Source organism: Microbacterium sp. NPDC058342, assembly GCF_042723935.1.
Classification (GTDB): Bacteria; Actinomycetota; Actinomycetes; order Actinomycetales; family Microbacteriaceae; genus Microbacterium.
The window spans coordinates 313057-325694 of record NZ_JBHXID010000002.1 but is presented as its reverse complement, the minus strand read 5'-3'; the positions used below and the strand labels follow the sequence as shown (position 1 = coordinate 325694).

Annotated in this window: 13 protein-coding genes; 10 read left to right on the top strand and 3 right to left on the bottom strand. The window is 70.6% G+C overall.

Annotated features, from left to right (window positions below; translation table 11 throughout):
* Positions 1–51: 51 nt before the first annotated feature.
* Both ACFWHT_RS11440 and ACFWHT_RS11435 read left to right on the top strand, forming a co-directional pair.
* Positions 52–837: a hypothetical protein gene (locus ACFWHT_RS11440; protein WP_378828543.1), complete on the top strand. Its 786-nt coding sequence runs from the start codon at positions 52–54 to the stop codon at positions 835–837.
* Between the two features lie 37 nt (positions 838–874).
* Complete coding sequence (locus tag ACFWHT_RS11435; protein WP_378828541.1) at positions 875–1897, top strand: hypothetical protein; 1023 nt, start codon at positions 875–877, stop codon at positions 1895–1897.
* 8 nt (positions 1898–1905) lie between these two features.
* Here the strand turns inward: ACFWHT_RS11435 and ACFWHT_RS11430 are convergent, their stop codons facing one another.
* Complete coding sequence (locus tag ACFWHT_RS11430) at positions 1906–2868, bottom strand: DMT family transporter (RefSeq protein WP_378828539.1); 963 nt, start codon at positions 2866–2868, stop codon at positions 1906–1908.
* Positions 2869–2907: 39 nt separating this feature from the next.
* Here ACFWHT_RS11430 and ACFWHT_RS11425 point away from each other — a divergent pair, with 39 nt between their 5' ends.
* The 8 genes from ACFWHT_RS11425 to ACFWHT_RS11390 all read left to right on the top strand — a co-directional run bounded on the left by ACFWHT_RS11425 (position 2908) and on the right by ACFWHT_RS11390 (position 11273).
* Positions 2908–3444, top strand: coding sequence for a CGNR zinc finger domain-containing protein (locus ACFWHT_RS11425; protein WP_378828537.1), 537 nt, complete (start codon positions 2908–2910; stop codon positions 3442–3444).
* A gap of 272 nt (positions 3445–3716) precedes the next feature.
* The gene (locus tag ACFWHT_RS11420) at positions 3717–4985 is read left to right on the top strand and encodes an ABC transporter substrate-binding protein (RefSeq protein WP_378828535.1); all 1269 of its coding nucleotides are present in this window, start codon (positions 3717–3719) and stop codon (positions 4983–4985) included.
* Between the two features lie 86 nt (positions 4986–5071).
* The gene (locus tag ACFWHT_RS11415) at positions 5072–5986 is read left to right on the top strand and encodes a carbohydrate ABC transporter permease (protein ID WP_378828533.1); all 915 of its coding nucleotides are present in this window, start codon (positions 5072–5074) and stop codon (positions 5984–5986) included.
* The gene (locus ACFWHT_RS11410) at positions 5986–6843 is read left to right on the top strand and encodes a carbohydrate ABC transporter permease (RefSeq protein ID WP_378828530.1); all 858 of its coding nucleotides are present in this window, start codon (positions 5986–5988) and stop codon (positions 6841–6843) included. Before ACFWHT_RS11415 ends, ACFWHT_RS11410 begins: the two co-directional genes overlap by 1 nt.
* A gap of 2 nt (positions 6844–6845) precedes the next feature.
* Positions 6846–8768: a hypothetical protein gene (locus ACFWHT_RS11405; RefSeq protein WP_378828528.1), complete on the top strand. Its 1923-nt coding sequence runs from the start codon at positions 6846–6848 to the stop codon at positions 8766–8768.
* Positions 8765–9565, top strand: coding sequence for a ribonuclease activity regulator RraA (locus ACFWHT_RS11400; RefSeq protein ID WP_378828526.1), 801 nt, complete (start codon positions 8765–8767; stop codon positions 9563–9565). The genes ACFWHT_RS11405 and ACFWHT_RS11400 overlap by 4 nt, the downstream gene beginning before the upstream one ends.
* A complete protein-coding gene (locus ACFWHT_RS11395) occupies positions 9535–10479 on the top strand; it encodes an aldo/keto reductase (protein WP_378828524.1) in 945 nt (314 codons plus the stop codon). Before ACFWHT_RS11400 ends, ACFWHT_RS11395 begins: the two co-directional genes overlap by 31 nt.
* Positions 10449–11273 carry an amidohydrolase family protein gene (locus ACFWHT_RS11390; RefSeq protein ID WP_378828522.1) on the top strand — a complete coding sequence of 275 codons (825 nt, stop codon included), beginning with the start codon at positions 10449–10451 and terminating at the stop codon, positions 11271–11273. Before ACFWHT_RS11395 ends, ACFWHT_RS11390 begins: the two co-directional genes overlap by 31 nt.
* Before the next feature lie 13 nt (positions 11274–11286).
* Here ACFWHT_RS11390 and ACFWHT_RS11385 read toward each other — a convergent pair whose 3' ends face one another.
* Both ACFWHT_RS11385 and ACFWHT_RS11380 read right to left on the bottom strand, forming a co-directional pair.
* Complete coding sequence (locus ACFWHT_RS11385; RefSeq protein WP_378828519.1) at positions 11287–11943, bottom strand: GntR family transcriptional regulator; 657 nt, start codon at positions 11941–11943, stop codon at positions 11287–11289.
* Between the two features lie 32 nt (positions 11944–11975).
* Positions 11976–12605: a GDSL-type esterase/lipase family protein gene (locus ACFWHT_RS11380; RefSeq protein WP_378828517.1), complete on the bottom strand. Its 630-nt coding sequence runs from the start codon at positions 12603–12605 to the stop codon at positions 11976–11978.
* Between the last annotated feature and the right edge of the window lie 33 nt (positions 12606–12638).

Sequence of the window (12638 nt, the reverse complement as noted above, 5' to 3'; positions counted from 1 at the left end):
TCTTCAGGCGGCTTCAGACGCGGTTCAGCACCCCTTCGGCAGGCTGAAGACATGAACGAGAACGAGACCCCCCAGCCCGTGTCCCCCGATGCCCAGACGCAGCGGATGCCCGAGCAGCCGGCCGCGACGGCACCGGGCCCGGAGAAGCCCCAGGGCCGCAAGCGCGCCCTGCTGATCGGCGCTGCCGCCGTGGTCGCCCTCCTCGCCGTCGGTGGCGGCGCGTACGCGATCGGCGCGAACGTGGCCGACGACGACGATGATCGCCCCGCCGCGGTCGCGGGCTCGGATTCCGGTCGCGGGACGGAGGACGGCGACCGGGACGGCGACAGTCAGGACGATCGTGCGGGCTCGGGCGCCGACACGCCCTCGGACCGGGACGGCGACGGAGCGCAGAACACGCCCGGCGGCGTTCCCGCGTCGGACGACGCCTCGCTCCGAGCCGCCGCCGAGAAGGCGATCGCCGAGGCGGGCGCCCAGGGCGCGACCTCGATCGACGTCGAGCGCGGCGGCTACGAGGTCGAGGTGCAGCTGGCCGACGGCAGCGAGCCGGATCTGTTCGTCGGCACGGACGGCACCGTCACCACGGATGCCGATCGCCCCGACGACGACGATCGTCCGGATCCGCTGCTCGACCTCGGCACGCTCACCGGGATCGAGAAGGCAGCGCTCGACGCCGTCGCCTCAGCGGGCGGCGCGGACGGCACCATCGATTCCCTCTCCACGTCCGACGACCGCGGCGTCGCCTACGAGGTCAGCATCCGCCTGTCCGACGGCCGCGACGCCGACGTCGAGCTCGCCTCGGATCTCACCGTGGTCTCGGTCGACCTCGACAACTGATCCTGCGCCTCTGATGGCGTCGGATAGGTTCGACGCCATGGACAACATCGCCGGAGATTCCCGCTACGAGATCTCCTACCGCTCCACCTGGGGCGCCGACGGCGGCCCCCTCGGGCACCTGGTGATCCGCCGTCTGGACGACCACGCGATCATGGCCGAGATCCCCGCCGCGACGGAGGACGAGGCACGAAAGCTGATCGCCCGTGCCGAGGACGAGGTGCGCGGACCGGCGAGCGCGTTCGAGCGGACGTGGGGCATCACCGGCCCGGAGGAGGTCCCCGCGCCGGCGCCGCACCTGTCGCCGGCGTCTCCCTGGACGGACCGTGGCCTCGTGGAGAGCGAAGAGGTCTCCGCGCCGGATCCGCGCGTGCACGTGCTCCCCGACCCCTCCGACGTGTTCGCCGCGGATCAGCCCTGGCTCGCTCGTGTGCTGCACCCGCTCCTGTCGATCGAGCTCGGAGCCATCGACCCCGCCTGGACGGGCCGCGTCCACCTCCTGAGTCCGGTGGAGCCGGGCGAAGGGCTCCTGGGCCAAGAGACGGATGCCCATCACGACGAACACGCCGGAGAGAACTGGATCACCTTCCGACTCGGCGACGACGACAGGTACACGTTCCTCGGACATCCCCGCTTCTTCCGCATCGAGGACGCGGAGGCGTCGGGGGAGGCCCTCTCCCAGGAACTGCGCCAGCTCTACGCGGAGGCGGAATCGGACATCGCGGGAGCGCGAACGCGCTGGGAGCGTCTGGGAGCACTGGTGTGGGGCACGGAGGAGGACCCGAGCGTCCAGCGCGAGGGCTGGGGCGCCGACCTGCCCCTCGTCGATGCGCTGGGGGGAGAGCCCGGCTACGGCAACTGGGCGAGCTTTCCGCCGCCGCCGTCGGTCCGGCTGGACGAGAGCGACACGGTGAGTCCCGTGCTGCGGCTCTCGGACGGGCGGCCCTTCACGTTCGTCGCCGCCACCGCCGGTTACCCGTGGCGCCGACAGGGCGCCGACGCGATCCTGCTCTTCTTCGAACCTCGCACGCGCACGGTGGCGCTCACGTTCGACTGGACCTGAGAGGCGGGTCACACCGGTGTCGCGACCGGCGCAGGCCGTGCGGCGGGCTCGCCGAGCTTGACCACCACGACACCGGCGAGCACGAGCACGCCGCCGATCAGCTGCAGCGGCGCGGGGAGCTGCCCCAGCAGCATCCACCCGAACAGCATCGCGGCGACGACCTCGGCGAGTGCGACGAACGAGGCCAGGCGCGAGCCCAGCATCCGCGTCGACGCGATGCCGAGGGTGTAGGCCAGGGCCGTCGCCAGCAGGCCGATCGCGAGCACGGGGACGAACCACGGGACGGTGCCGAACCGGAAGGCGACGTCGTCGAAGGACCACGCCATGGGCAGGACGCCGACCGCACCGGCCGCCGTCAGGCCGATCGCACCGAGCAGGAGGCCGGTGCCGGCGAGCACGATCGGCGGCAGCCCCGTGTCCTCCCGTGCCGACAGCACGAAGTACGTCGCGGCTCCCACCATCGCGGCGAGAGCCCAGAGGATGCCTCCGGCGTCCACCCGCGCCCCCGTGAGGATGTCGAGCATGAGCACGAGACCCGCGAAGGCGATGATCGCGCCGAGGATGCTGCGTCTCGTGGGCCTCTCGCCGCGACGCAGCCACAGCCACAGCACCACGGCGACCGGCGCGGTGTACTCGATGAGCAGCGCGATGCCGACATCCATCACGGCGACCGCCTGGAAGTAGCACAGCTGCGTGGCGGTGACGGCGAGCAGTCCGTACGCCACGATCATGCCGGCGTTGCGGCGCAGCAGGCCCCATCGCCCGCGCAGGGCGAGGATCGTCGGGACGAGAAGGATGAGCGCGGCCACCCAGACGCGCGCTGTGACCGCCGCCCCCGGGGTCCAGCCGGCGTCGATCAGCCCGCGGGCCCAGGCACCCGACATGCCGAACGAGAACGCCGCGCCGAGCGCGACGAGCAGCCCTGCTCCCACGCGCGAGCCGAGGCGTGTGTCATCTGCCAACTGGTCCATGAGACATGACACTATTGCCTGACGTTGTAAGGTGTCAACATGATGTTCACCAGTGACACGGAAGAGGCGCTGCGCGCGGCCGTGGCGCTCGTGAACTCGGCCGAGGAACCCGACACCCTCTCGAGCCTGGACGACTACGGGGCCTTCCTCGCCGAGTATCCGTACACCGGGCGCATCGATCGCGACGATGCCGAGCTGCAGACGCTGCGCGAGCTGCGCCCGCGACTGCGCGCTATGCTCCTCGCCCCGAGGGACGAGATGGTCGCGCGCGTGAACACCGCCCTCGCCGACGTCACCCTCGCTCCCCGGCTGACCAGGCACGACGACGCCGACTGGCATCTGCACGCGGTCGCCGACGATCATCCGCTGTCCGAGCGCATCCTCATCGAGACCGCGATGGCGCTGATCGACGTGATCCGCACGGAAGAGGGCAGTCGCCTCGAGGTGTGCGCAGACGCCGACTGCCACGCGATCGCGCTGGACCTGTCGCGCAACCGCTCGAAGAGGTACTGCTCGACCACCTGCGCGAACCGGAACGCCGTCGCCGCGTACCGCGCCCGCCGCGCGTCGCGCTGAGCCGGCCGGAGGTATCCGGGTCGCACTTCGTCACGGAATCCCCTCCGCCACCCCCGTCCAGGTCGCACTTCATCCCGGAATAAGGCGCCGAAACCGGGACCAACTGCGACCTGAGCGCCGGGCCCGCGCCGAAACCGGGACGAATCGCGACCTGAACGACACCCCGCGACCTCGCACCCCGCCACGGATCGCACGAAAGCTTCACAAACGATTATCGATTAGTGTAATGTCCCTGGAAGCACTCCCTCCCATGCATCCCGAAAGGATCAACGATGATCAAGGCTCGACTCCTGCCCGCAGTCGGCATCGCCGCAGTCTCAGCGCTGGCGCTGGCCGGCTGCAGCACCTCCGCAGCCGGCGACGGCGCAGGCTCCGACGAGAAGGTCACGCTCCGCGTGCTCGTCAACGTGACCCCCAACCTCACCGAGGAGTTCTGGAACGACCTCGTCGCACCCTTCGAGGCCGAGAACGACAACATCGACGTCGTCATCCAGAATCCCGGCGCCGAGGGCGTCGAGGCGGCGATCCCGCGCCTGCTCGCATCGGGCGACGCACCCGACATCGTGCAGTCGCTCGCCCCCAACGGCAAGATCGCACCCGAGCTCGTCGATCTCTCGCAGTACGACTGGGCGAAGAACGGCCCTCTCGCCGACCAGTACTCGATGGACGGCAAGTACCTCATGGCCGGCATCGGCGTGCAGCTGCAGAGCCTGTTCTTCTACAACAAGACCGCGTTCGAAGAGGCCGGCATCACCGAGACGCCCACCACGGTCGACGAGCTGACCGCGGATCTCGGCAAGCTGAAGGACGCCGGCTGGACGCCGATCCAGGAAGGCGGCGACTGGATGTCGAGTCACACCCTCCAGTCCCTCGCGCTGCCGTCGGTGATCTCGGAGAACCCGGACTGGTACCAGGAGATCTCCGCCGGCGAGCTCACCTTCAGCGAGACGTACGGCTCCTCGGTGGAGGTGTTCGCCGACTGGGTCGAGAAGGGCTACGTCCCCAAGGACGCGCTGGGCATCAAGTACCCGGATGCCGAGCAGGCCTTCCTCTCGGGCAAGACCGCGGTCTACTCGATGGGAAGCTGGTTCGCCGGCACGCAGGCGAAGGCCGCCGAGTCGGCCGACATCGGCGTGTTCCGTGCTCCGGCGATGGACGAGGGCGACCAGCCCGCGATGGGCGCCAACATCGCGAGCCCGTACTCCATCCTCAAGGCGAGCGAGAACCAGGAGGCCGCCGCGAAGCTGATCGAGTTCCTGACCACCGACCAGAAGGCGGTCGCCGACCAGCTCGAGGTGGACGGCAACTTCCGCGACGGCTACGAGTACGACATGACCGCTCTCGGCGAGGAGCTGCTGCAGATCGTGGCCGACACCCCCGCCGAGGCGTACACGCCCACCGGCGGCGGCTACGGCGAGCGCACCCTGCCCGACGGCTACGCCGGTGAGATCAACACCCAGACCCAGGCCCTGATGGGCGGCACGTCGGCCGCCGCTGTCATCAAGGCGATGGATGCCTGGTTCGCCGCGAACGCCGGCTGATCCCGCCCGCCCGCACCCCTCAGCGCCCCGGGGCGGCATCCGCCCCGGGGCGCACCCGGTCCCCGAAACGACAGGAGCGTCGACGGATGAGTTCGACCATCGCACCGCAGCGTGGCCGTGCGCCGCAGCGCTGGCGGCGCACGATACCCGGCATGATCATGGCCACCCCCGCGATCGTGGTGTTCCTCGCCATGTTCGTGATCCCGATGATCCTCGCCTGCGTGCTGAGCTTCACGAACTGGACCGGTTACAGCCTGAGCTTCGACTTCGTCGGCTGGGAGAACTACGCCAAGGCGTTCCGGAACCCCCGTTCGCTCGCGGCCGCCGTCTTCACGGGCATCATCGCCGTGGTCGGCACCGTGCTCTGCAACGTCGTCGGTCTTGCGATCGCGGCCCTCATCTCGGGTCCGGGCCGCTCGAACACGATCCTTCGCACGATCTTCTTCTACCCGTACGTCATCAGCGCGCTGATCATCGGCTTCCTCTGGTCGGCGATGCTCGCCCCGCAGGGCGCCGTGAACGGGCTGCTGACATCGGTCGGCCTGCCCGATCTGCCGTTCCTCACCGATCCGAGCTTCGCCAAGGCGAGCGTGATCTTCACGATCGTCTGGTCGCACTTCGGATTCAACATGATCCTGTTCCTCGCCGGCATCAAGTCGGTGCCCGCTGAGTACTACGAGGCCGCCACCGTCGACGGCGCCTCCCGCTGGCAGCAGTTCCGCGCGATCACCGTGCCGCTGATCGCGCCGGTCTTCACCGTCAACATCGTGCTGACCCTCGTCGGCCTGCTCAAGGCGTACGACGTGGTGCTCTCGCTGACCGACGGCGGGCCGGCCGGATCGACGCAGACGATCGTGTACCAGATCCTGAAGGACTCCTTCGCGAACTCCGCACTCGGCTTCGGCGCCGCCCAGTCGATCGTGCTGCTGATCGTGACGGCCGTGATCGGCCTCGGCGTGACGCTGGTGCGCCGCCGCGCAGAGCAGAAGGCGACCGACTGATGAAGAAGCAGACCCGCAACCGCCCCTCCGCCCTGGTCAGCACGATCCGCTGGGCCGTGCTGAGCGTCGTCGCGATCACCATGCTGATCCCGATGTACACGATGGTGATCAACGCCTTCAAGCCGCAGAAGGAGATCATCGAGAACCCGCTGCTGATCACCCCGCAGAGCTTCACGCTCGACTACCTGTGGCAGGCCGTCACCAGCAGCAGGTTCAACGTGATCGCCGCGTACGGCATCACCCTGCTGTTCGTGGTGCTGGTGAACATCTGCTGCATCCTGCTCTCCGCCCCGGTCGCCTACGTGATCGCCCGCGGCCGCTCGAAGTGGCACCTCGGGCTGCTGCTGCTGTTCGTTTCCGGCCTGTTCATCCCCGGCCAGGTCACTCTGATCCCCGTCGTCTTCGTGCTGAGGGTGCTGGGGCTGATCAACACCATCCCCGGGTTCATCCTGTTCGAGACGGCGGCAACCCTGCCGGTGACGATCTTCCTGTTCACCGCGTACCTGCGCAGCGTTCCCCGCGACATCGACGAGGCGGCGGCGCTCGACGGCGCCGGTCCCATCCGCGCGTTCTGGTCGTGCATCTTCCCGATCATGAAGCCCGTGGTCGCCACGGCCGTGGTGCTGAACTCGATCGGCGTGTGGAACGACTTCGTCAGCCCGCAGATCATCCTCGGCCCCAGCTCCGGCATCTACACGGTGACGACGGGGGTGTACGCCGCGGTCGGGCAGTTCTCCACCGACTACACGCAGGTGTTCCCGACCCTGCTGCTCGCGGTGCTGCCCGCCATGATCTTCTTCATCGTGATGCAGCGCCACATCATCGGCGGCCTGGTCGCCGGGGCGACGAAGGGATGACCATGCCGGATGCACCGTTCGCGTACCCGCTGCGGACCGTTCCCGCGTGGGCGGTGCTGCAGCGCCGCCTCTTCGACGAGATCGAGCAGGCGCGGAGGCTGTTCCGCGACCGCTACACGCTGCCGGACGGCCGGCTGCGCGGCGTGGCGGAGTTCGTCGACCGCGACGGCGTCGACGACCTGTACGAGCCGTTCTTCAACTGGCCGGCGTTCTACCTGCTCGGCGGGCCCGACGAGGTGCTCGCCGACAGCAAGCGCGCCTGGGAGGGGGTGACCGCGCAGCTGGCCGAGGCGGGCATGATCACCGAGGAGTACGACAACGGCTACGACTGGTTCCACCAGGGCGAATCGCTGCTGTTCTTCGCGGGCATCTGCGCCGCCGACCCCGCGGACCCCGCCTACGCGGCACGCGCCCGCCGCTTCGCGGAGCTGTTCATCGACCCGGCGCGCGGCAATTACGACGCCGAGCGCAACATCATCCGCGCCCCGCACAATGGCGCGCTCGGCGCACGGCCCGGGCTCGACGACACGGTCGTGCCGTACAGCGCCGACCGCGCCGAGATGCGTCCTTACGGCCTGCCGATCCAGGGGCTGGACGGCATCGCCATGTGGGACGACCTCGCCGACCCGGCCAACGCCTTGCGCATGTCGGAGGAGATGCACCGCCGCGCGCAGGGCGACATCGCCGTCAACCTCGCCGCGACCTCGCTCGCCGCGAACGCCTGGCTCTACCACGGCGACGCGACTGCGGCCGCGTGGATCCGCCGCTACGTCGACGGCTGGCGCGCGCGCACCGGCGAAGGGATCATGCCCGACAGCGTGGGTCCCGACGGCGTCGCCGGATCGCTGCACGATGGCCGCTGGTGGGGTGGCCACTACGGCTGGGCCTGGCCGCACGGGCTGCACTCGGTCGGCATGAGCGCCCTCATCGGCGCCCTCAACCACGCCCTCGTCACCGACGGCGACGAGGCGCTGGATCTCGTGCGCACCATGCTCGACGCCGTGCTCGCCGAGGCGCGCACGGGCACGGTGACCGACTCGACGTACAGCCTCCGCGGCGGCTGGCTGGCCCGGCTGGGCGACGCCGGCGGCGAGCCGGGGATGCTCGTGCCGTACCGCCACGGAGCCGACGGGTGGTTCGATTTCGGACCCCTTCAGCTCGACCTGCCGCTCTGGCTGTGGTGGTGGTCGCGATCGGATGCCGACGCCGAGCGCCTGGAACGCGCGATCGCGGGGCTTCCCGCATCCGCCGACCTCGTCGCGCCGTTCCGCGACAAGGAGGAGGCCGGCCACGAGGCCGGCTGGTACTCCTTCCTCGCCGGCCGGCTGCCCGACTACCCCGAACGGGCGCTCGAGATGGCGCTCGGCCAGGTCGCCCGCCGCACGGCCATGATGCTCGGCGACGCCCGGGATCCGGATGCCGCGCATCTGCACTTCTGGCAGCGGGTGAATCCCGTGGTGACCGAGGTGCTCACTCAGCTGGCGGCAGGCGCGCCGCAGGTGCTGTACAACGGCGGGCTCGGTCACACGGCCCTGCGCTACGAGGACGTCGAGCGCGCCCGGCCCGGCCTTCCGCAGGACGTCGCCGCGCTCGTGCATCGACTCGACGACGACGGCATCGGCGTGCGACTGGTGAACACCTCCGTCGTGCACACGCGCACCCTGCGCCTGCGGGGCGGGCGCTTCGGCCTCGATCGGATCGTGGCGGCCTCCGCGGAGGTGGAGGACGCAAGCGGCCATCCCGGCGCCTCCGGCACCTACGCCTCGCCGCGCGGCGCCATCGGCACGCACGCCGTCGCGTGCGACGACGACCTCGTCGTGGTGCTGCCCCCGGCGCACGCCGCCGACCTCGACCTCACCATCGCGCGCGGAGACGGAACCCCGCGCCACCTCACCCCCCTCACCGACGCCGAAGGACACGCATGAGCGCCGAACTGATCCGCCCCGATTACGCACTCCCGGTGCGGGGCGCGGCCTACGAACGACCCGACGCCGCTCTCGTGGAGGACTTCTCTTCGCTGTCGTCGGCCACCGCCTGCGCGAAGCTGCATCAGCTCGGCATCCGCCGCACCTTCATCGAGGGCCCGCAGTCGCTCACGCCCGGCAGCCGCGTGGTGGGTTCCGCCCTGACGCTGCAGTTCATGCCCCAGCGCGAGGACATGGCTCTCCCCCAGGACGCGACCGCCGGCGTGGAGCAGGAGTACGCCGAACGGCACACGGCCCTCTGGCACGTGCTCGAGGCGGTGCGCCCCGGAGACGTGCTCGTGGTGCAGGCCTACGGCAGCAGGTTCTCCGGATGCCTCGGCGACATCCTGGTGCGCTACTTCATCCGCCAGGGCGGAGCGGGCATCGTCGTCGACGGCCGCATCCGCGATGCCGAGCGGATCCGCGCCCTGGGCATCCCCGTGTGGTGCACCGGCACCACCCCGCACTACGCCTCGCAGTCCGAACTCGCACCGTGGGGCTACGACGTGCCGGTGGCCGTGGGCGGGGCGCTGTGCATGCCCGGCGATCTCGTCATCGCCGACGACGACGGACCGGTGGTCGTGCCGCAGGCGATGGCCCCGCAGGTGGTCGCCTCGGCGCGGGATCATGAGGAGTGGGAGGTGTTCAGCCGGATGCGTCTGGACGAGGGCGCCCGACTGAGCGACTACTACCCGCTGACCCCCGACAGCCGTGAGGAGTACGAGGCATGGCGTTCCCTGCAGAGCTCCGGCCGCTGAGCCCGGTCGCCGGCCTCCGCGACGAGGTCGGGCTCGGCTGCGCCCCGATCGGCAACCTCTTCTCGCCCGTCTCGGATGCGGATGCCGTGTCGACCGTGCACGCCGCGCTCGCTCAGGGCGTGCGCTTCTTCGACACGGCTCCGCTGTACGGCTCGGGCGAGAGCGAGCGCAAGCTCGGACTGGCCCTGCGCGACGTGCGCCGCGACACGGTCGTGATCGCCACGAAGGTGGGCCGGCAGCTGCTCGACGTCGACGGCGAGCCGGTCGCGGGCGCGGGCAGCGGTGTCTCGTCGGTCGCCGACCTCAGCCGCGACGGCGTGTGGCGCAGCCTGGAGGGCAGCCTGGCCCGCCTGGGCACGGACCGCGTGGACGTTCTGCACCTGCACGATCCGCTGGATGTCGAGGCCGGCATGGCGGGCGCGATGACCGCACTGGTGCAGCTGCGCGAGCAGGGCGTGGTGCGTGCCGTCAGCGTGGGCCTGGGCCGGCTGGACCCTCTGGAGCGCTTCGCGGCGCAAGCCCCGCTCGACGTGCTCATGGAGGCCGGTCGCCTGACGCTGCTCGACCGCACGGCCGAGGAGCTCCTCCTGCCGCTGGCGGCCACCCGTGGGATCGGCGTGATCGCGGCGGGAGTGTTCAACTCGGGTATCCTCGCCGACCCGGATGCGGCGCCGTTCTTCGAGTACCGGCAGGCCGACGAGACGCTGCTCGGCCGGGCGCGGGTGCTGCGGGCGATCTGCGAGACGCACGGCGTCGCCCTGGCGGACGCGGCCGTGCGCTTTCCTCTGCACCGCGGAGCGGACGCCGTGGTCGTCGGCGCGCGCACGCCGGCGGAGGTCGACGCCTTCGTCGCCGGTCTCGATGCGACCATCCCCGCGGAGCTGTGGACCGCGCTCGAGGCGGCGAGCGCCTGATCGTGCGCATCGTCGACGCGCACGTGCACCTGTGGGACGTGCGCGCGTTCCCCATCCCCTGGTTCCATGACGGGCTGGGGCTGCCCGAGGCGGCGACGCCGGGGATGCTACGCGCCGCGTCGAGGTCGTGCGGCATCACCAGCGCGATCGCCGTGCAGGTGGCCGACACCGTCGAGGAGGCCGGCTGGCTCACGGCGCTCACCGCGTCGGATGCCCTCGCCACGCGGGCCGTGCTGCAGTACGAGCCGGCCGGCAGAACGGCGCTCGGGGCGACCGTCTTCGACGGGGCGCCGTTCTCGGGCATCCGCGCCGCCGTCGCCCAGTCCGCCGCAGACCTCTCCGATGTGCCGGGGCTCGACGCGCTCGCCTCCGCCCTGGGCGAGGCCGGCCGCGTGCTGGAGCTGCTGATCAGGCCTGCGCAGCTGACCGGCGCAGCCGCACTCGCCCGGCGGCATCCGGACACTCCGATGGTGCTGTGCCATCTGGGCCTGGGTGCGGCAGAGCCGAGCCGCGACTGGTCAGAGGCCCTGAACGCCTTCGCGCACGCACCGAACGCCCACGCGAAGTTCTCGGGCCTCCTCTCGCCGTCTCGAACGGATGCCGAGCTGGCCGACCTCGCGCGCACGGCCATGGCGCTGTTCGGAGCGGAGCGGCTGATGTTCGGCAGCGACTGGCCGATGTCGGCCCGCACGCACGCCTACGCCGACGTGGTCCACGCCGTGCGCCGGGCACTCCCGGACCCGCACGACCGGTCGTTCTGGTCCGACACCGCCGATCGCCTGTACCGATCGTGAGGCCGTGCGCCGATCAGGCCGGGTCGAGGAGGGTGCCTGCGGCGTGGGCGCGGAACAGCGCCGAGGCGGCCTCGGCATCCCCCGCGTCGAGCACATCGAGCAGACCACGATGCCAGTCGGCGACCTCGTGCCAGTCGCCGGTGAAGGCGGGGTCGCCCAGCACGTGCATGGATCGCAGACTCGGTTCGAGCAGATCCCACATGCGCGGCAGATAGACGTTTCCACCGGACTCGATCACCGCACGGTGGAACACGAAGTCGAGCTCGCGGAAGCGGGAGAGGTCGTTCGCCTCCGCCGCCTCGTGCATCCGGTCGATCAGATCGGCGAGCACGCTGCGGCGCTCGGCGTCGAGCGCGCCGCAGGCGAGCCGCCCGGCGAGAGCCTCGAGCTCGACCCTGGCCACCTTCGCCTGGGCGGCCTCCTCGGCCGAGTAACTGGCGACGAAGTTGCCCTGATGACGCACGTGCGAGACCAGCCCCTCATGGGCCAGCCGCTTGAGCGCGTCGCGCACGGGCGCCTGGCTCACCTGCAGCTGCCGCGCGAGCTGAGACTCGACCAGCTGCTCTCCCGGAGCCAGCGTGGAGTCCTTGATCATCGCCTTGATCATGGCGTAGATCTGATCCGACAGCAGTCCACGCTGAAGCCCTGCTGCGCCCATCACGTCCGTCATGACAACCATTGTACTTTCACTATCGACTATCGCTAATGACCGGCGGGGTGTTGCCGCGCCTGCGCGTCCCGCCACGCCCCGGCGATGAGCCGGGACGCCTCGGGCAGGGGATGCACGCCGTCGGGAGCCAGCGCCGCAGCCTCCTTCTCCGTGGCGGCCGCGGTGAGGATCTCGTGCAACGGCACGAGCTCTGCACCAAGCTCGTCCGCGAGCCGCCTGACCGCAGCCCTCTTCTCGTCGAGTTCGGCGAGCCAGCCGCGCTGCTCGTCGCGCACGGGCAGCAGGAACGGCTCCATGAGGATCAGCCGCGACCCGAAGGCGTCCACGGCAGACGCCAGCAATTCCCGCAGGGTGGCCTCGAACGCCACGGTCGACGTCGGGTCGTCGCTGTCGAAGCGACGCCACACGTCGTTGATGCCGACGTACACCGTCAGCAGATCCGGCGCGGTGGGCACGAGGTCCATCGCCCACCGGGCGGCCAGATCCACGGCCCGGTCGCCGGCGATGCCGACGTTGCGCACCTCGGCACCGCCGGCGATCAGCTCCGGCGCCAGCAGCGAGACGTAGCCGTCGCCGTACGAGTCCGGGTTCGCCCTGTCGCGCCCGGCGTCGGTGATCGAGTCGCCGATGAAGGCGATGCTCGAGTGTCCGAGCGAGTCCATGGCTCTTCCTCCCTGATCCGACGGCGTTCCGGC